Origin of the sequence: Pseudomonas sp. ANT_H4, from assembly GCF_008369295.1 — a bacterium.
Classification (GTDB): domain Bacteria; phylum Pseudomonadota; class Gammaproteobacteria; order Pseudomonadales; family Pseudomonadaceae; genus Aquipseudomonas.
Genome location: NZ_VOBG01000004.1, coordinates 70,740 through 90,523 on the forward strand (window position 1 = coordinate 70,740; position 19,784 = coordinate 90,523).

Annotated in this window: 16 protein-coding genes; 4 read left to right on the top strand and 12 right to left on the bottom strand. The window is 59.1% G+C overall.

What is annotated here, in order from left to right; all coding sequences use genetic code 11:
- Positions 1-57: 57 nt before the first annotated feature.
- From FQ182_RS06710 to FQ182_RS06740, 7 genes are all read right to left on the bottom strand, one after another.
- Positions 58-291 (bottom strand): hypothetical protein, encoded by a 234-nt coding sequence (locus FQ182_RS06710; protein WP_149412891.1) that lies wholly within the window; start codon positions 289-291, stop codon positions 58-60.
- A 132-nt stretch (positions 292-423) separates the two neighbouring features.
- Positions 424-942, bottom strand: a complete 519-nt coding sequence (locus FQ182_RS06715) for a DUF6586 family protein (RefSeq protein WP_149412890.1) — start codon at positions 940-942, stop codon at positions 424-426.
- A 147-nt stretch (positions 943-1,089) separates the two neighbouring features.
- Positions 1,090-3,711: a type I DNA topoisomerase gene (gene topA / locus FQ182_RS06720; protein ID WP_149412889.1), complete on the bottom strand. Its 2,622-nt coding sequence runs from the start codon at positions 3,709-3,711 to the stop codon at positions 1,090-1,092.
- A gap of 114 nt (positions 3,712-3,825) precedes the next feature.
- Positions 3,826-4,062, bottom strand: a complete 237-nt coding sequence (locus tag FQ182_RS06725; RefSeq protein ID WP_010176359.1) for a DUF1653 domain-containing protein — start codon at positions 4,060-4,062, stop codon at positions 3,826-3,828.
- Between the two features lie 99 nt (positions 4,063-4,161).
- Positions 4,162-5,337 (bottom strand): acetyl-CoA C-acyltransferase FadA, encoded by a 1,176-nt coding sequence (gene fadA, locus FQ182_RS06730; RefSeq protein ID WP_133101602.1) that lies wholly within the window; start codon positions 5,335-5,337, stop codon positions 4,162-4,164.
- Between the two features lie 29 nt (positions 5,338-5,366).
- A complete protein-coding gene (gene fadB, locus FQ182_RS06735; protein WP_149412888.1) occupies positions 5,367-7,514 on the bottom strand; it encodes a fatty acid oxidation complex subunit alpha FadB in 2,148 nt (715 codons plus the stop codon).
- A 516-nt stretch (positions 7,515-8,030) separates the two neighbouring features.
- Positions 8,031-8,468, bottom strand: coding sequence for a hypothetical protein (locus FQ182_RS06740; protein WP_149412887.1), 438 nt, complete (start codon positions 8,466-8,468; stop codon positions 8,031-8,033).
- 104 nt (positions 8,469-8,572) lie between these two features.
- On the opposite strand from FQ182_RS06740, the gene FQ182_RS06745 reads away from it, so the two are divergent.
- The gene (locus tag FQ182_RS06745) at positions 8,573-9,010 is read left to right on the top strand and encodes a universal stress protein (protein ID WP_149412886.1); all 438 of its coding nucleotides are present in this window, start codon (positions 8,573-8,575) and stop codon (positions 9,008-9,010) included.
- Positions 9,011-9,161: 151 nt separating this feature from the next.
- Here the strand turns inward: FQ182_RS06745 and FQ182_RS06750 are convergent, their stop codons facing one another.
- Positions 9,162-11,072 carry an ATP-binding cassette domain-containing protein gene (locus tag FQ182_RS06750; protein WP_149412885.1) on the bottom strand — a complete coding sequence of 637 codons (1,911 nt, stop codon included), beginning with the start codon at positions 11,070-11,072 and terminating at the stop codon, positions 9,162-9,164.
- A 212-nt stretch (positions 11,073-11,284) separates the two neighbouring features.
- Between FQ182_RS06750 and FQ182_RS06755 the strand changes: the two genes are divergently transcribed.
- Positions 11,285-13,213 carry a transglycosylase SLT domain-containing protein gene (locus FQ182_RS06755; protein WP_149412884.1) on the top strand — a complete coding sequence of 643 codons (1,929 nt, stop codon included), beginning with the start codon at positions 11,285-11,287 and terminating at the stop codon, positions 13,211-13,213.
- A 90-nt stretch (positions 13,214-13,303) separates the two neighbouring features.
- On the opposite strand, the gene FQ182_RS06760 is transcribed toward FQ182_RS06755, so the two are convergent.
- A complete protein-coding gene (locus FQ182_RS06760; RefSeq protein ID WP_149412883.1) occupies positions 13,304-15,079 on the bottom strand; it encodes an ABC transporter transmembrane domain-containing protein in 1,776 nt (591 codons plus the stop codon).
- Positions 15,080-15,333: 254 nt separating this feature from the next.
- Here FQ182_RS06760 and FQ182_RS29710 point away from each other — a divergent pair, with 254 nt between their 5' ends.
- A complete protein-coding gene (locus tag FQ182_RS29710; protein WP_178114403.1) occupies positions 15,334-15,507 on the top strand; it encodes a PA1571 family protein in 174 nt (57 codons plus the stop codon).
- A 57-nt stretch (positions 15,508-15,564) separates the two neighbouring features.
- Here the strand turns inward: FQ182_RS29710 and pdxB are convergent, their stop codons facing one another.
- Complete coding sequence (gene pdxB / locus FQ182_RS06765; protein WP_149412882.1) at positions 15,565-16,707, bottom strand: 4-phosphoerythronate dehydrogenase PdxB; 1,143 nt, start codon at positions 16,705-16,707, stop codon at positions 15,565-15,567.
- Between the two features lie 143 nt (positions 16,708-16,850).
- On the opposite strand from pdxB, the gene FQ182_RS06770 reads away from it, so the two are divergent.
- On the top strand, positions 16,851-18,251 hold the full coding sequence (locus FQ182_RS06770) for an MATE family efflux transporter (protein WP_149412881.1): 1,401 nt from the start codon (positions 16,851-16,853) through the stop codon (positions 18,249-18,251).
- Here FQ182_RS06770 and tusA read toward each other — a convergent pair.
- A complete protein-coding gene (tusA, locus tag FQ182_RS06775; RefSeq protein WP_133101612.1) occupies positions 18,248-18,499 on the bottom strand; it encodes a sulfurtransferase TusA in 252 nt (83 codons plus the stop codon). The genes FQ182_RS06770 and tusA overlap by 4 nt on opposite strands.
- 27 nt (positions 18,500-18,526) lie before the next feature.
- Positions 18,527-19,600, bottom strand: a complete 1,074-nt coding sequence (gene rlmM, locus FQ182_RS06780) for a 23S rRNA (cytidine(2498)-2'-O)-methyltransferase RlmM (protein ID WP_149412880.1) — start codon at positions 19,598-19,600, stop codon at positions 18,527-18,529.
- Positions 19,601-19,784 lie beyond the last annotated feature (184 nt).

The window sequence follows — 19,784 nt, forward strand, 5'->3', positions numbered from 1 at the left end:
GGATTGAGAAGCCGGTCTGTAACTTTGACTCACACCAAAAAAAACCGACAGACGGACTCAGTGAAGAATCCGTGGGCCGTCGTCTTTCTCCGGCTCGCCTTCAGCCAGGCGCCCGGCCATCTGCACACCGACGCTCAACATGGCTTTTGCCACTTCCACGTACTGGCCTTGCAGGAACGCCTTCGCGTCCTCGGAGAAGTCCAAAGTCACCAGAGAACCCTCGTCCTCAGCCCTGCGCAGCTCAATTCGGCCGTCGGGCAATTCAACAATTTCCAGAAAGGAAGTTGGCATAAAAGTCTGTTCTCCACGAAAGGCCGGGATTATATCAGTCTTGTGGCAAGCGGGCTTGTTGTGGCGAGCGGGCTCGTCACAACAAGCCCGCTTTCACATTGAGTGATCATTGATCTATCGAGCGCGCGCGACTTAGCACTCGTTAAGCCCATCCCGAAACCGAATTGCCAGTTTCTTCAGTTCCTGGCGCCAGCTTTCCAGCTCTACCCTGCTCAGCGGCGCCGGGCCCTCCTCCAGGCTCACCGCCACGATCAGCGGTTGGGTCACATCGCCCTTGGGCTTGTGCGGCACCCGTGGCGGCTGGAACATCGCCGCATGGGCCACCAACAAACGCGCCAGCCAACTGTCCGGGCTCTGTGCCATTTCCACCAGTTCGGCCAACTCCGGGATCGCCATGGACTCCAGCACTTCGCGGGTCAGGATCATCTCGGCCCGTGGCGCACCGGCTTGAGGCAAGCGGTAGAACCCGGCGATTTCATGGCACAAGCCCAGCAACGCACCATAAAGGTGAAACAACGCCGATTCACGCCCCGCCTGCACCAGCGCGATAGCGTTCATCTCCTTGCCCTCCTCCGCACGGCCAAGGGCTTCCAGGGACAAACCCGCGAAGTAAATTTTCTGGTTGGTACGGGTATAGAGTTCGTTGGCCATGAAGGCAGTCTCCACAACGAATAAGGCGTAATACTGGCTGTGTAGGAGCGAGCTTGCTCGCGAAGAATTCAAGAATAACGCGTTTAGCCAGAATGCCCGCGTTATCGTTAACGACCTTCGCGAGCAAGCTCGCTCCTACAAACCGAATCAAGCGCCTTGACGCTTGTCCTCGACCTTCCACTTGCCACCGTCGTAGAACGCTTTCCAGCCGGTAGGCTTGCCCTCGACTTCGGTCTGTACGTACTGCTCCTTGGTCTTGCGGCTGTAGCGGATCACAGCCGGACGACCGTCGGGATCTTTCTTCGGAGCTTCGCAGAGGAAGTGGTACTTCGGATCGATCTCGTCCTTGTGGGGCACGATCTCGATCACCAGTGGCGCGCGAGTCTCACGGTTTTTCGGGAACTGGCTGGCTGCCAGGAACAAACCAGAAGCACCGTCGCGCAGGATGTAGGTGTCGTTGACCTTCTGGCACTTGAGTTCAGGCATCTTCACCGGGTCCATCTTCGGCGGCGCCGCATCACCGCTTTTGAGCAGTTTGCGGGTGTTCTTGCAGGTCGGGTTGGTGCAACCGAAGAACTTGCCGAAACGGCCCGTCTTGAGCTGCATCTCGCTGCCGCACTTGTCGCATTCCAGGCTCGGGCCTTCGTAGCCCTTGATACGGTAGCTACCTTCCTCGATCTCGTAGCCGTTGCAATCCGGATTGTTACCGCAGATATGCAGCTTATGCTTCTCGTCCAACAGGTAGGCGTCCATCGCCGTACTGCAGATCGGGCAACGGTGCTTGCCGCGCAGTACCAGGGATTCAGATTCACCCTCGTCATCGGCAGCGATCTCGTCACCCGGCACTAGGTTGACAGTGGCCTTGCAACGCTCTTTCGGCGGCAGGCTGTAGCCCGAGCAACCGAGGAATACACCGGTGGACGCAGTACGAATCTGCATCGGCCGCCCACAGGTGAGGCACGCAATGTCCGTCATCACCGGCTGGTTGGCGCGCATGCCATTCTCAGCGCTTTCGGCGACTTCCAGTTTCTTCTTGAAGTCACCGTAGAACTCGTCGAGTACGTTTTTCCAGTCGCGTTCGCCCTGGGCAACGTCATCGAGGTTCTCTTCCATACCGGCGGTGAAGCCGTAGTCCATCAGGTTGGAGAAGCTCTCGGATAGACGCTCGGTAACGATGTCGCCCATCTTTTCCGAATAGAAACGACGGTTATGCAGGGCCACGTAGCCACGGTCCTGGATGGTGGAGATGATCGCCGCGTAGGTCGAAGGACGACCGATACCGCGTTTTTCCATCTCTTTCACCAGGCTGGCTTCCGAATAACGGGCCGGCGGCTTGGTGAAGTGCTGGGTCGGATCAAGCTTGATCAGCTTCATCACGTCGCCCTGAGCCATGTCCGGCAGCACGTCGTCGTCGCCCGGCTTGGCGATTTGCGGCATGACGCGGGTGTAGCCATCGAACTTGAGGATGCGGCCCTTGGCCCGCAACTCGAAGTCCCCAGCGGCGACGCTGACGGTGGTCGACAGGTATTGTGCCGGCAGCATCTGGCAGGCCAGGAACTGTCGCCAGATCAACTCGTAGAGGCGCTCAGCGTCACGTTCCATGCCAGTCAGTTTGCTTGGCTCGGTGTTGGCGTCAGACGGACGAATCGCCTCGTGAGCCTCTTGTGCGCCTTCCTTGCTGCTGTAGACGTTCGGGTTTTCCGGCAGGTACTTCTTGCCGAACTCGCCTTCAATATAAGTACGCGCCATCGCGACTGCATCCAACGACAGGTTGGTGGAGTCGGTACGCATATAGGTGATGTAGCCCGCTTCATACAGACGCTGGGCCATCATCATCGTCTTCTTCACGCCGAAGCCCAGCCGGTTGCTCGCGGCCTGCTGCAAGGTGGAGGTGATGAACGGCGCCGAAGGCTTGCTGCTGGTGGGCTTGTCTTCACGCTTGACGATGCTGTAGCTGGAAGCCTTGAGCTTCTCCAGCGCGGCCATGGCCTGGGCTTCGTTGAGCGGCTTGAAGGCCTCGCCTTTCTCGCGGGCCACGTCAAAGCGCACGGTTGCGCCCTTGGCGCTGCCGAGATCAGCATGGATTTCCCAGTATTCTTCAGGGTTGAACGCACGAATCTCGCGCTCACGCTCCACCACCAGCTTCACCGCTACCGATTGCACACGGCCGGCGGACAGACCACGGGCGATCTTCGCCCACAGCAGTGGCGAGACCATGTAACCCACGACGCGGTCGAGGAAACGACGGGCCTGTTGAGCGTTGACCCGATCGATGTCCAGTTCGCCCGGCTTGGAGAAGGCTTCCTGAATCGCCTTCTTGGTGATTTCGTTAAACACCACGCGCTTGTAGCGGCTGTCATCACCACCGATGGCTTCGCGCAGGTGCCAGGCAATGGCTTCCCCCTCGCGATCCAAGTCGGTTGCGAGATAGATGATGTCAGCATCCTTGGCGAGCCGGCGCAGCTCTTCGATGACCTTTTCCTTGCCCGGGAGGATCTCGTACTGGGCTTTCCAGCCATGGTCGGGATCGACACCCATGCGCGAGACCAGCTGCTTGCGCGCTTTCTCTTTAGGCGTTAGTACCGGACCTTCGCCCGCAGCCGCCTTGCCGCGCTTGGCGGCAGGCTCCTTGCTGGCGCTAGCCGAACCGCTGGTGGGCAGGTCTCGGATATGGCCGATACTCGACTTCACCACGTACTCGTTACCCAAGTACTTGTTGATGGTCTTGGCCTTAGCCGGGGATTCCACAATGACCAGCGATTTGCCCATGGATCGGAAAATTCCTGAATTCGAGAAGTGAAAGGCGGTTGGCGCCTGACGCGGCAACGCTATATATAGTGGCAACAAGGTGAGGTCAAGCGCAGCATTGCGCGCGGCCTGCCTTTATTGCGCTGAAAAAAGGCTCGGTTCGACCTGGATCAAAGCAAAGCGCGGGACCTGCTCGCCGTCAACTTCGACGGTCTCCAGGAACATGCTCAAGGGACGCACCCAAAAGCCGTAATCGCCATACAGTGCTTGGTAAAACACCACTTCTTCTTCGGTCTCGGAATGCCGCGCAACATTAAAAACGCGGTACTGCGGACCTTTATAATGCTGGTAGAGCCCGGGTTCGACTTTCATGCTCTGGCGCTCTTACAAAACTTGTTAAAAAAAAAATACAAAAACTTCCAAAAAACAAAAAACCGGGGCACTTGGCCCCGGCTTCCGTCAACACAACGTTTAGATACGTTCGAAGACGGTGGAGATGCCTTGGCCGAGACCAATGCACATGGTGGCTACCCCGAGGTTGCCGCCATTTTGCTTCATCACGTTAAGCAACGTGCCGGAGATTCGCGCGCCAGAGCAACCGAATGGGTGACCCAGGGCAATCGCGCCGCCGTGCAGGTTAACCTTCTCGTTCATCTTGTCGAGCACTTTCAAATCTTTCAGCACTGGCAGGGCCTGTGCGGCGAAAGCTTCGTTGAGTTCGAAGAAGTCGATGTCGGAGATAGTTAGGCCCGCGCGCTTCAGTGCTTTTTGTGTGGCCGGTACTGGACCATAGCCCATGATCGCCGGGTCCACACCTGCCACTGCCATCGAACGAATCACTGCCATCGGCTGAATACCCAGGTCCTGGGCACGCTGGGCCGACATCACGATCATGCACGAAGCACCGTCAGTGATCTGCGACGAAGTACCGGCTGTCACGGTGCCGCCCTTGGGATTGAAGGCAGGCTTGAGGGCCGCCAGGCTTTCCAGGGTGGTGTCCGGACGAATGGTTTCGTCGTAGTCAAACAGTTTCAGGAAACCGTTCTCGTCGTAGCCGTTCATCGGGATGATTTCATCCTTGAACTTGCCTTCCAGGGTCGCCTTGTGGGCGAGCTGGTGGGAGCGCACGCCGAATGCGTCCTGGGCCTCACGGGTGATGCCGTGCATCTTGCCGAGCATTTCTGCGGTCAAGCCCATCATGCCCGAGGCTTTCGCCGCGTAGAGGGACATGTGCGGATTCGGATCGACACCGTGCATCATGCTGACGTGGCCCATGTGCTCGACGCCACCCACCACAAATACATCACCGTTGCCGGTCATGATCGCTTGCGCGGCAGTGTGCAAGGCACTCATGGACGAGCCACACAGGCGGCTGACGGTCTGGGCAGCAGCAGTGTGCGGGATCGGTGTCATCAGCGACACCATGCGCGCGATGTTCCAGCCCTGCTCCAGGGTCTGGTTCACACAGCCCCAGATCACGTCTTCGACTTCGCTCGGATCGACCTTGACGTTGCGCTCCAGCAACTTGCTGATCAGGTGCGCCGACATGTCTTCGGCGCGGGTGTTGCGGTGCATGCCGCCCTTGGAGCGGCCCATTGGAGTGCGACCGAAGTCGACAATCACGACGTCTCTTGGATTCAAGCTCATAAATATTCTCGCTCTAGTCGTTTGGGCGCTTAACCGAAGAAGCTCTGGCCGTTTTTGGCCATCTCACGTAGCTTCGCAGTCGGGTGGTACAGCGGGCCCAAATCAGCGTACTGATCAGCCAGGGCAACGAACTCGGCCACACCGATCGAATCGATGTAACGCAGCGCACCGCCACGGAATGGAGGGAAACCAATACCGTAGACCAGACCCATGTCAGCTTCGGCAGCGGTTTCGACAATGCCGTCTTCCAGGCAGCGCACGGTTTCCAGGCACAGAGCGATCATCATCCAGTTGATGATGTCCTCGTCGGACACTTCACGCTGTTCGTAGACGATCGGCTTGAGCACTTCCAGCACCGACGGATCGGCGACTTTCTTCTGCTTGCCGCGCTTGTCGGTTTCGTAGGCGTAGAAGCCCTTGCCATTCTTCTGGCCCAGGCGCTTGGCTTCGTAGAGCGCATCGATGGCCGAACGACGGTCGTCTTTCATGCGGTCCGGGAAGCCTTCAGCCATTACGTCGCGACCGTGGTGGCCGGTGTCGATACCGACCACGTCCATCAGGTACGCCGGGCCCATTGGCCAGCCGAATTTTTCCATGACCTTGTCGATACGGACGAAGTCCACACCAGCGCTGACCAACTTGGCGAAACCGCCGAAGTACGGGAACAGCACACGGTTGACCAAAAAGCCCGGGCAGTCATTGACGACGATTGGGTTCTTGCCCATTTTCTTGGCGTAGGCCACGGTGGTGGCAACGGCCAGCTCACTGGACTTCTCGCCACGGATCACTTCCACCAGCGGCATCATGTGCACCGGGTTGAAGAAGTGCATGCCGACGAAGTTTTCCGGACGCTTGAGGGCCTTGGCCAGCAATGTGATGGAAATGGTCGAGGTGTTGGAAGCCAGGATGGTGTCTTCACCGACATGGGCCTCGACTTCAGCCAGTACCGCCTGCTTGACCTTCGGGCTCTCGACAACCGCTTCGACCACCAGGTCGACGTGGCCGAAATCACCGTAGGACAGGGTCGGACGAATGCCGTTGAGCACTTCGGCCATCTTGGCTGCAGTCATGCGGCCTTTATCAACGCGGCCCACCAGCAGTTTCGCGGCTTCTGCCAGACCCTGCTCGATACCGTGCTCGTTGATGTCTTTCATCAGGATCGGCGTGCCTTTGGACGCCGACTGATAGGCGATACCGCCACCCATGATACCGGCGCCGAGTACGGCAGCCTGTTTCACGTCCTTGGCGATTTCGTCGTAGACCTTGGCCTTTTTCTTCAGTTCCTGATCGTTCAGGAACAGACCGATCAAGCTCTGCGCGGCAGAGGTCTTGGCCAGTTTGACGAAACCTGCGGCTTCGATTTCCAGCGCCTTGTCGCGACCGAAGTTCGCAGCTTTCTGGATGGTCTTGATGGCTTCAACCGGCGCCGGGTAGTTCGGGCCGGCTTGGCCAGCGACGAAACCCTTGGCGGTTTCGAACGACATCATTTGTTCGATAGCGTTGAGCTTGAGTTTTTCCAGCTTCGGCTGACGCTTGGCCTTGTAGTCAAATTCGCCGCTGATGGCGCCTTTGATCAGGCTCAGTGCAGCTTCGGCCAGCTTCTCGGGAGCAACCACGGCATCGACGGCGCCGACTTTCAGCGCGTCTTCAGCACGGTTTTCCTTGCCAGCGGCGATCCATTCGATGGCGTTGTCGGCACCGATGATGCGCGGCAGGCGCACGGTACCGCCAAAGCCTGGGTAGATGCCCAGCTTGACTTCCGGCAGACCGATTTTCGCGGTCGTGGCCATGACGCGGTAGTCCGCAGCCAGGCACATTTCCAGACCGCCGCCCAGGGCGATGCCATTGATCGCGGCAACGGTCGGTACGTTGAGGTCTTCGAAATCGCTGAAAATCTTGTTGGCTTCGAGGTTGCCAGCCACAAGCTCGGCATCGGGCAGCTTGAAGCTCTCGACGAATTCGGTGATGTCAGCGCCGACGATAAACACGTCCTTGCCGCTGGAAACGATCACGCCCTTGACCGAAGCATCTGCTTTGATGGCGTCTACGGCCTGACGCAGTTCGTTCAGGGTTAGACGGTTGAACTTGTTGACGGACTCACCCTTGAGGTCGAATTTCAATTCGACGATGCCACTTTCAAGAGCCTTAACCGTGATGGCTTTACCTTCGTAAATCATCAACTGATCTCCACGATATGGAAGCTGAACAGTACACGTCGGACGCAGGCACAAGCTTCAGCATTGACGTTACCGTCGATGCTAACGCCAATTCGCCAGGCACACCCGCCAACGCGATAGTCGGGATTCTGTAGAAGCGCTCGCTAATACAAACGCTCAATTCATACGCCCGTTTGATTTGGGTACGCCACCTTCATCCAAATTCCGACAATTGTCAATCGCCCGAAAGGGCCTGAAAAACGCGACTTTTCAGTCATTTCAGAACCATGAGGGCAAGTTGCAGGCGGATGGATGGCGAACCATTCACGCAATCAATAATAAGAAAATACGTGCGAAGGCCTGTACAGACTGGCGTCAGCAGCTACGCTAGCGGCAACCTTAGCAAGATCACATGAACGCTTGGATGAATATCCGGCGTGAAATGAAAGCCAGCATTGAAGAGTTTCCGGCCTGCCTGGCCAACCCCGCCCGATGTTGATATCGGGCTTTTTATTGCCCGCGAAAACATACCGCCCCTCAGGCCAGCGCCTTGAGCAACGCAGTAATGTCCTGCAAAACACTCATCTCACCCTTCTCACCCCAGTACAAAGTGATCATCTGCGCATCCGCCTCCACCTTGTAGACGTTGTCGGGCAGCGTCGCAAAATGTGGCAACAATTTCTCGTCAACGCAGACTTCCTGCCACTGGTTGACCCACACACCCGGCTCCAACTGCCAATAGCTCCAGATCGAAGGCCGGCTGCCGCGCCGTGGCCGGTGATACTGCGCACACGGGCTCGGCGGCTCCTGCTTGAGCCAGTGCGGCCAATCCTGGGGCGCCAGTTGCATGGCCAGGCCAATGCGGCGTGCCTCCATGCGCAGGGCCATGCGTCCACTCGAATGACGCGATGGACGCAGCCATGCCAGAGGGCTCAAAACCACCGCAAGGATTGACACCACTATCCAGACCGTCATATGTGTACTCCCGAATTCTTGATGAGCGGATTTGACCTGACGCAAGCCCATCCGCTTGAAACCAGCCATACTGAACTTATCGCTTTCCTTTGGAGGAACTCTTCATGCCCTACCAACATATTCTGGTCGCTGTGGATCTGACCGAAGAGTGCGATCCGGTGATCAAACGCGCCGTTGAACTTGCCGGCGACACCGTCAAGCTGTCCCTGGTGCATATCGTCGAGCCCATGGCCATGGCCTTTGGCGGCGATGTACCGATGGACCTTTCACAATTGCAACAACAACAGTTCGATCAAGCCAAAGAACGTCTTGAGCGATTGATTGCCAAGTATCCGGCACTGAAAAAAGATCAGAGCCACCTGACCTACGGCCAGCCGCGCCAGGAAATCCATCACCTGGCCAAGGAACAAGGCTGTGACCTGATTGTGGTCGGCAGCCATGGCCGTCATGGCCTGGCCTTGCTGCTGGGCTCCACCGCCAATGATGTGCTGCATGGCGCGCCATGTGATGTGCTGGCAGTGAGACTGATCAAAGCAGTGTAGGAGCGAGCTTGCTCGCGAAAAACCTGAGAGCACCTCACCGTGTCAGGCACCCCGCGTTATCGTTAACGAGCATCACGAGCAAACTAGTTCCTACAAAAAACCCGGCGTTCACCTAAGTGCACGCCGGGTTTTTTTATTACCGCAGAATCAATCAGGCATCCAGCTCGGCCCAACGCTCAACCAATACGTCCAACTCAGCCTGCAACTGCTCAAGGGAAGCAATGACCTTGGCGGTTTCAACCGCAGGACGCTGATAGAAACTCGCGTCAGCCATTTCGGCCTCGACGCCAGCAATCTGCTTTTCCTTGGCGTCGATATCACCCGGCAACGCTTCCAGCTCGCGCTGCAGCTTGTAGCTGAGCTTCTTCTTTGCCACCGGTGCTTCTGCAGGAGCAGCGGCAGCCGGCGTCACCACGGCCGAAGCCAGGTCAGCCTTGCCGGATTTGCTTTCGGTCACGCCCAGCAGGCGCGGCGAGCCGCCCTGACGCAGCCAGTCCTGATAACCACCGACGTATTCGCGAACCTTGCCTTCACCTTCAAAGACCAGGGTGCTGGTGACCACGTTGTCGAGGAATGCCCGATCGTGACTGACCATCAGCACGGTGCCGTTGAAAGTCAACAAGACCTCTTCCAGCAGCTCCAGGGTTTCCACGTCCAGGTCGTTGGTCGGTTCATCGAGCACCAGCAGGTTGGCCGGTTTGCTGAACAGCTTGGCCAACAGCAGGCGCGCACGCTCACCGCCAGACAATGCCTTGACCGGCGTACGTGCACGTTGCGGGCTGAACAGGAAGTCGCCCAGGTAGCTCAGCACGTGGCGGCTCTGGCCGTCGATATCGATAAAGTCGCGACCTTCGGCGACGTTGTCGATCACGGTTTTCTCTAGGTCCAACTGGTGACGCAACTGGTCGAAGTAGGCTACGTCGATGCGCGTGCCCTCTTCCACTTTACCGCTGGTCGGTTGAAGGCCGTTGAGCATCAGCTTGAGCAAGGTGGTCTTGCCGGTACCGTTGGCGCCGAGCAAACCAATGCGGTCGCCGCGCTGCAGGACCATCGAGAAGTCCTTGATCAGGAACGGGCCGCCCGGGTGAGCGAAGCTCACGTTGTCCAGGACCATTACCTGCTTACCCGACTTGTCGGCGGTATCCAGCTGAATGTTGGCCTTGCCGGTGCGCTCACGACGCTCGCTACGCTCGTTGCGCAGGGCTTTCAGGGCGCGTACGCGACCTTCGTTACGGGTGCGACGCGCCTTGATGCCCTGCCGGATCCAGACTTCTTCCTGGGCAAGCTTCTTGTCGAACAGCGCGTTGGCGGTATCTTCAGCCGACAGAGCCGCCTCTTTATGTACCAGGAAGCTGGCGTAGTCGCCGTCCCAGTCGATCAGGCCACCGCGATCCAGTTCCAGGATGCGGGTCGCTAGGTTTTGCAGGAAGGAACGGTCGTGCGTGATAAACAGCACAGCGCCCTGGAAGTCCTTGAGGGCTTCTTCCAGCCAGGCAATTGCGCCGATATCCAGGTGGTTAGTCGGTTCGTCGAGCAGCAACAGGTCCGGTTCGGAAACCAGGGCCTGGGCCAGCAGGACGCGACGACGCCAGCCGCCGGACAATTCGGCGAGGGTCTTGTCGGCAGGCAGTTGCAGGCGGCTGAGGGTGCTGTCGACCAATTGCTGCAGGCGCCAGCCGTCACGGGCTTCGAGGTCGTGCTGGACGTGCATCAGCTTGTCCAGGTCAGCGGCGGTGACGATGTTCTGGCTCAAGTGGTGGTATTGCGCAAGCAACTCACCGACACCATCCAGGCCTTCGGCAACCACGTCGAACACAGTCCGTTCGTCGGCCACCGGCAATTCTTGCGGCAATTCGCCAATCTTGAGGCCCGGGGCGCGCCAGACAGAGCCTTCATCGGGCTTCTGGTCGCCTTTTACCAGCTTCATCATGCTGGACTTGCCGGTGCCGTTGCGGCCGATGATACACACCCGCTCACCACGGGCGATCTGCCAGGACACCTTGTCCAACAACGGCATAGCGCCGAAAGCAAGGGACACATCGCTGAATTTGAGCAGGGTCATGAGCTTCTCCAAAAACTGGGCGCGTATTCTACCTGACTTAGGGCCTGAGGCGGCCGGCATTTTCGCCGCCGACATGTTCTGCAGAAGATTTCCAGCGAACTTGAACGAAGCAGCCGGCAAAGCTTTCACCGGTTGCAGGCAAAAGGCTAAGCTAGAGGTAATCAGTGTCGGCAGGGTCGGCACTAGTCGTGATTTCTCTGCACGGACGTCTCATGCGCAGTCGCCTTTTCAATTTTTTATCTTGCCTACTTCTTTCCGCCACTGCCGCTCAAACCGCCCAGGCTGTGGACTTGACCACCCAACGCCAATATTACGATCAAGCCAAGCGGGCATTGGCCAAAGGCGACACTGGCCCTTACATGCAATACAGCCAGGCCCTGGCGGATTATCCGCTGACGCCGTACCTGGCCTACGACGAACTGACCGCCCGACTGAAATCCGCCAGCAACCAGGAGATCGAACAATTCCTGGCAAAAAACGGCGACCTGCCCCAGGCCAACTGGATGAAACTGCGCTGGTTACGCTGGCTGGCCGAACGGGGTGACTGGCAGACCTTTGAAAAGTACTACGACGCCAAGCTCAATTTCACCGAACTGGACTGCCTCCATGGCCAGTTCCAGCTAAGCCACAACCTCAAGGCCGAAGGCTATAAAACTGCCGAGAAACTGTGGCTCACCGGTAAATCCCAACCCGCCGCCTGCGATGCGACGTTTGGACAATGGGCCGCTGACGGCCAACTGACCGAACAGAAAATCTGGGACCGCACCAAACTGGCCGCCGAAGCGCGCAACTACGCGCTGGCCAACAGCCTGGTGAAAACCCTGCCCACCCTCGGCGTCCAAGGCCGACTGATGGTGGACGTCGCGCAAAAGCCTGACTTGCTCAGCGACCCATCACGCTTCCTGCCGGCGACCGAGGCAATGTCCGACGCGGTCGGCCTGGGTCTTCGCCGCCTGGCACGCCAGGACCCCGAAAAGGCCTTGGCCTTGCTCGATGGGTATGCCACCAGCATGCATTTCTCCCGTGACGAAAAAGTGTCCATCGCCCGGGAAATCGGCTTGACCCTGGCGCGACGCTACGACCCTCGCGCCCTGGACGTGATGACCAAATACGACCCGGAATTGCGGGACAACACCGTTTCCGAATGGCGCCTGCGGCTGCTGTTGCGCCTCGCTCGCTGGGAAGACGCTTATCAATTGACTCGCAAACTGCCCCAGGACCTGGCCACCACCAACCGCTGGCGCTACTGGCAAGCCCGCGCCCTAGAGTTGGCCGAACCGAAAAACCCGCACGCCTTGGTGCTGTACAAGGGCTTGGCGCAGGAGCGGGACTTCTACGGTTTCCTCGCGGCGGATCGCTCCCAAGCTCCGTACCAGTTGAACAACAAGCCACTGGTGATGAGTCAGGCGCTGGTCAACAAGGTACGTAACACCCCTGGCGTACGCCGCGCCCTGGAGTTCTACGCCCGTGGCCAGATCGTCGATGGCCGCCGCGAGTGGTACCACGTCAGCCGCCACTTCAACCGCGATGAAATGGTCGCCCAGGCCAAGCTGGCCTATGACATGAAGTGGTATTTCCCGGCAATTCGCACCATTAGCCAGGCAAAATACTGGGACGACCTGGACATCCGTTTCCCCATGGCCCACCGCGATACCCTGGTGCGCGAAGCCAAAGTTCGCGGCCTGCACTCAAGCTGGGTGTTTGCCATCACCCGCCAGGAAAGCGCCTTCATGGACGACGCCCGCTCCGGCGTCGGCGCCAGCGGCCTGATGCAACTGATGCCCGCCACCGCCAAGGAAACCGCGCGCAAGTTCAGCATCCCGCTAGCCTCACCGCAGCAAGTGCTGGACCCGGACAAGAACATCCAGCTCGGCGCTGCGTACCTCAGCCAGGTTCACAGCCAATTCAATGGCAACCGGGTCCTCGCTTCTGCCGCCTACAACGCAGGCCCCGGCCGGGTGCGCCAATGGCTGCGCGGCGCTGATCACCTGAGTTTCGACGTGTGGGTGGAAAGCATCCCATTCGACGAAACCCGCCAGTACGTGCAGAACGTGCTGTCTTACTCGGTGATCTACGGGCAAAAGCTCAACGCACCACAGCCTTTGGTGGATTGGCATGAGCGGTATTTTGATGATCAGTAAGATGGCAGTGGCAAGCGACAAGCCTTGAGCTTCAAGCTGAAATGAAAATGCCCGCATTAAGAGATGCGGGCATTTTTTATGGCCGACGATTTAACCTGTATGCGGCTCCCTGTCCCCATCGCTGAACTGCAACGCCGCCAACCGCGCATACAGAGGGTTACTGGCAATTAATTGTTGATGCGTCCCCACCGCCACCAACTTGCCCTGATCCATCACTGCAATCCGGTCGGCATTTTTCACGGTGGCCAACCGATGGGCGATCACCAGCGTGGTACGACCCTGCATCAATTGAGGCAAGGCTTGCTGGATCAAGTGTTCGCTCTGGGCATCAAGGGCGCTGGTGGCTTCGTCCAGCAGCAGGATAGGCGCGTCCACCAGCAGCGCGCGAGCGATAGCCAGGCGCTGGCGCTGACCACCGGAAAGGCCCATGCCGCCGTCGCCCAGGTGAGTCTGGTAGCCATCAGGCATTTGCAGGATGAAGTCGTGGGCGTGGGCGATACGAGCAGCTTCTTCGACTTGGGCAAACGTGGCCGAGGGGTTGCCGTAACGAATGTTTTCTTCGATGCTGCCGAAGAACAGCGCCGGGCTCTGGGAGACCAGGGCGAAGCAGCGGCGCAGGTCCAGCGGGTCCAGTTCGGTAAGGGCGTGGCCTTCCAGCATAACGCGGCCTTGTTGTGGATCGTAGAAGCGCAGCAGCAGGTCGAAGAGGGTTGATTTACCGGCACCGGACGGCCCTACCAATGCCAGGGTTTCACCTGCATTGACGGTCAGATTCAGGCCCTCGATGGCAAAGCGATCTGGACGTGACGGGTAGGAAAAGCTCAGATCTTGCAACGCCAGGCTACCGCTTACCCGCTCAGGCAGTTTGACGGTGCCATTGGCGGGCGCCTGGATTTCATTACTCGACTGCAACAACTCGGCAATACGCTCTGCCGCGCCCGCCGCCCGTTGCAGCTCGCCGATCACTTCGCTCAGGGTGCCGAAGGCGCTACCGACAATCAGGCTGTAAAACACAAAGGCCGCCAGCTCGCCGCCGGATATGCGCCCTGCCATCACGTCCATACCACCAACCCAGAGCATCACGCCCACGGCGCCCAGTACCAGCACGATCACCAGGGTGATGAGCCAGGCGCGCTGGACGATGCGCTTGCGCGCGGTATCGAAGGCCTCTTCCACGGTCACGGCGAAGCGCTGTTCGTCCTGGCGCTGGTGGTTGTAGGCCTGAACGGTTTTGATCTGGCCAAGGGTTTCCGACACGTAGCTGCCGACATCAGCGATGCGGTCCTGGCTCAACCGCGACAGGCTGCGCACCCGGCGACCGAAAATCAGAATCGGCGCCAGCACCAACGGCAGCGCAACCACCACGATGCTGGTGAGCTTGGGGTTGGTGATGAACAGCAGCACGATCCCACCGATCACCATCAAGGCATTGCGCAGGAATAGGGACAGCGACGAACCGATCACCGATTGCAGCAACGTGGTATCAGCGGTCAGGCGCGACTGGATTTCCGAGCTGCGGTTGTTTTCATAGAAGCCTGGATGCAGGTAGATCAGGTGGTTGAATACCTGCCGTCGAATGTCCGCCACGCAACGCTCGCCGATCCACGACACCAGGTAGAAGCGGGCAAAGGTACCCACTGCCAGGCCCACTACCAGAATCATAAACAAGCCGATGGACTGGTTGAGCAAATGGGGTGATTGGGTCATGAACCCCTGGTCCACCAACAGGCGGATACCCTGCCCCATGGATAAGGTGATGCCGGCGGTGACAATCAGCGCCAGCAAGGCACCCAGTGCCTGCCATCGATAAGGCGCGATAAAGCGGCTGGCCAGGCGAATGGCGCGGCGTTGAGGGGCTGAGAGCATGGAGAACTTCACCTGATGGAAACAGCCTCAAGCCTACACCGCAATTCAATGGAATTTGGCTAAATCACAATGAGTCAGGTTAATTATGCTCATCAACGATAGCTTCTAGAGGCTATCGGTCTAAAGTCCGGCTGGAAATCTGTAGCGGCTTCTGCTGGACTAGGGACTCGAACCGCCGATCTTGCAGGGCGCTGTAACAGCTCGGTCATGCGGGGGTTTTAGAGTAGGTACACAACCTGATGAGGAGACAGGCCATGTCCTTGCAAAATAGCAGCGATGCCAACATTGAAGTGATCCGCCAACCGCAGCATTTGCCTTGCTCGTATATCGACGCTCAAGGCCGCGAGGTGCAGATTACCGAAGACATGATCCAGGACGCTTGCCGAGAACTGGAACAAAAATTGGTCAAGCCTGCCGAGCAAGGCTGATACGCCCGCACCCTTTCAGAACCGGCCTACAGGGCCGGTTTTTTATGGTCGTGAATATCAGGAGACCGTCGCACCGAGTGCCGTGACGATAGCACCCAACTGCGCCGACTCCCCGTTGATCCGCACCTTCAACCCATCAATCTCCCGACGTTCAGGATAGTGCTTGCGCAGCAGATCAAACGCTTTGCGCTGCTCTTCCAAGGTTCCCACAAGGCTGCGACGCAAATCCGCGTCGTCGCGGCGCGGGTCGTAGACACTGCGGCACAACATGGCCAAGGCCCGGGTTGGATCGGTGCTGGCATTGAGGCTGACTTCAGCCAACCAGGGCTCAGGCAGCAAGTCGCTTAACTGAATGCTCGGTGCTTGCCCAAGATGTTTACAAAGCGCGTGATAGATCTGGGCCGTGCCGCGCTGCTTGCCATCGAGGCTATAACCGGCAATGTGCGGAGTTGCCAACACACACAAGTCGGCCAGTTCGGCATCCACCTGTGGCTCGCCTTCCCAGACATCCAGCACCGCTTGCAGGTCTTCGCGCTCCAGCAGCACGTCCTTGAGGGCCGAGTTATCCACCACCGGGCCACGGCTGGCGTTGATCAGCCAGGTGCCGGTTTTGAGTTGGTTCAGACGCTGACGATCAAACAGGTGCCAAGTGGAGCCATTGCCGGACTTGTTCAGCGGCGTGTGCAGGCTGATGACGTCGCACTGCTCGACAATCTGTTCCAGGCTGACGAAATCACCGTCTTCGGCGACTTGCCGTGGCGGGTCGCAGACCAGCACATTCCAGCCCAGGCCCTTGAGGACCTTGACCAGTCGCCCACCGACCTCACCCGCACCTACTACGCCGTAAGTGCGTTGAGCCAGGTCCACTCCTTCGATCTCGGCCAAGGTCAGCAGGCTGCCCAGCACATAGTCGACCACTCCACGGGCATTGCAGCCCGGCGCGCTGGACCACTGGATGCCGGCCCGCTGGAAGTAGTCGAGGTCCAGGTGGTCGGTGCCAATGGTGCACGTCCCAACAAAGCGCACCGGCGTGCCTTGCAGCAACGCGCGGTTGACGTTAGTGACCGAACGCACCAACAGCACATCCGCTTGCTCAAGGGTGGCGCAGTCGATGGAACGGCCGGGCACCCGTCGGATCTCGCCAAACGCTTCGAAGAAGGCGTCGAGCAGCGGGATATTTTCGTCGGCAACAATCAGCATGGCAGGCTCCTTTCGCGGATCAGCAGTGTACAGGGGTGGGAAGGTAGACCGTTTACAAATCCACAACACAGGTTTTTTCCTGACCGATGCGTCAAGGCGTAGAATGCGCCGTCCTGCGCTCCCCCCCTTTCTGGACTACGTACGTGAACACTGCCGCTGATACCCCCGCCCTCACCCGCCCCGCCCGCGTGCGCCTGGAAGTGCGCAACCTGCTGGCCCTGGCCCTACCGATCATAATCGGGCAACTGGCGACTACCGCCATGGGCTTTGTCGATGCGGTAATGGCCGGGCGTGTCAGCTCAAGAGACCTGGCGGCGGTGGCCCTGGGCAACTCGATCTGGATTCCGGTGTACCTGCTGATGACCGGCACCCTGCTGGCCACCACTCCGAAGGTCGCCCAGCGCTTTGGCGCCGGCAAGCACCGCGAGATCGGGCCGCTGGTGCGTCAGTCGTTGTGGCTGGCGCTGGTGGTCGGGATCACGGCACTGTTATTGCTGATCAGCGCCGAGCCGATCCTGCATGCCATGAAGGTCGACCCCGAACTGATCACGCCGAGCATGGGTTACCTGCACGGTATTGCCTCGGGCATGCCAGCGATTGCACTGTATTACGTGCTGCGCTGCTTCAGTGATGGCCTAGGACGAACGCGGCCGAGCATGGTCATGGGTCTGTGCGGGCTGGCGCTGAATATTCCGCTGAACTATGTGTTCATCTACGGGCATTTCGGCGTACCGGCAATGGGCGGCATCGGTTGCGGCTGGGCCACGGCGATCGTGATGTGGGTGATGATGCTCGGCCTGGCCGCCTGGACGCGCTGGGCGCCGGTCTATCAATCGAGCGAGTTGTTCAAGCGCTTCGATTGGCCGCAATGGGCGGTGATCAAGGGGGTACTGAACATCGGCTTGCCCATTGGCATTGCGATCTTTGCCGAATCGAGCATCTTCGCGGTGATCGCCCTGCTGATCGGCAGTCTCGGCGCCACGGTGGTAGCCGGGCACCAGATCGCCCTGAACTTCAGCTCCCTGGTGTTCATGATTCCCTACTCCCTGAGCATGGCTGTCACCGTACGGGTCGGCCAGGCCCTGGGCCGTGGCGAGCCTCGTGAAGCGCGCTTTGCCGCCGGCGTGGGGATGGGCACGGCACTGGCCTACGCCTGCGTGTCTTGCAGCCTGATGTTGCTGTTTCGCGAGCAGATCGCAACCATCTACACCTCGGACCCCATGGTGATCCAGATAGCAGCGATGCTGATTGTGTTTTCTGCGCTGTTCCAGTTTTCCGATGCGATCCAGGTCACGGCCGCCGGCGCCTTGCGCGGTTATCAGGACACACGGGTGACCATGATCCTGACCCTGTTCGCTTATTGGGCCGTGGGCCTGCCGGTGGGTTACGTGCTGGGGCTAACGGACTGGCTGGGCGAGGCCCGTGGTCCGAGCGGCTTGTGGCAAGGGCTGATCGTGGGGTTGAGCTGTGCAGCAGTGATGCTGGTGATCCGCCTGACACGCAGTGCGCGCAAGCGGATTCGTTTTGAGCAGGCCAGGGCTTAAACGGACTTCTTGCGAATCCAGTACAGGTAGGTGCCTGCCTGCTCCTGCTGGTCCACCAGTTCATGGTCGAGGAACACGCAGAACTTGGGGATATCGCGACGGGTCGAGGGATCGGTCGCGATGACCTTGAGCAAACCACCAGGCGCCAGGTCGCGGATGTGCTGGTGCAGCATCATTACCGGTTCCGGGCAGTGGAGGCCGGTGGCGTCGAGGATACCGTCGACGGCGGTGTCAAAAATGTCGCTCATCACTCACTCCTGAAACTGGCCGCCAGTTTACCGGGCCTTGGGTTTTTTCACATCCAATCGGCGCAAATGGCAGGTCACTTCTTCGCGGTCGTGGTACAGCTGCTTGCAGCCGATCTCCACGCGAATGCCGCGTGCCCTGAAGCCTTCCTCGATGCGTTCAAGCAAGCGCTTCACTTCGGCATAACGCTGTTTCATCGGCAGTTTCAGGTTGACCACCGCTTCACGGCAATGTCCCTCGCCAATCCAGGTTTCCAACAAGGCCGCGTTACGCGCCGGTTTCTCGACGATATCGCAGACCATCCAGTCCACCGGCTGCTTGGGCGTGTAGATGAAGCCGTCGGCCATCAAATGCTGCACCAGGCCGGTGTCCATCAGGCTTTCGGCCATGGGGCCGTTGTCGATGGCGGTCACCAGCATGCCGCGATTGACCAGTTGCCAGGTCCAGCCACCGGGCGCAGCACCCAGGTCGACGCCGGTCATGTCGCTGTGCAGGCGCTCGTCCCACTGATCCCGGGGGATAAAGTGGTGCCAGGCCTCTTCCAGCTTCAAGGTCGAGCGGCTTGGCGCGTCCCGGGGAAATTTCAGGCGGGGAATACCCATGGGCCACATTGCCGAATTGTTCGACTCTGCCAATCCCATGAACACTTCACGGCCGCTCTTGAAGGTCAGCAGCAAACGCGGCTTGCTGGCGTCTTCCACCAGCTTGCCAGCGGCCATCAGCGCCTTGCGCAGGTGGCCTTCGAATTTTTTGCAGAAGTTCGACAGTTCCTTGCCATCATTGGTGTCGACCATTTCCAGCCACAGGCTGCCGCACAACGGGAAGCCTTGCATGTGAGCAAGGATTACGCTGATGCGATCGGTTTCCGGCAGGTCGATAAACACCCCGCGCGCCCACTGCCTTGGGAAGATCAGCTCGGCAAAGCGCTGGCCGTGCATCAGGCGCTTGGCACCATCTTCTTCGGTGCAGACAAATTCGGCGCAGGCGCTGCCGGTCTTGGCCTTGGCGTAGCCCGAGACGTTCAGGCGCGCGGCGTGTTCCGAGATTTCGGAACAGACTTCGCCTTCAAATCCCGGCCGGCAGTGCATAAAAAGGGTGTTCATCAACTCTCCTGGATCACCGGATTGCGCTATCGCAATGCCTGTCATGAAAACGCGCGCATGATAGCCGACTTCGGAACCTTGGACTTCTCAATAGAGTCCAGTAATTAGCCAGCTACTTAAAACAGGGCTAGGTTAGAAGCTCTGCCCGCCCCGTCAGGTCCGTAGCCGTGCGGACCACAAGGAG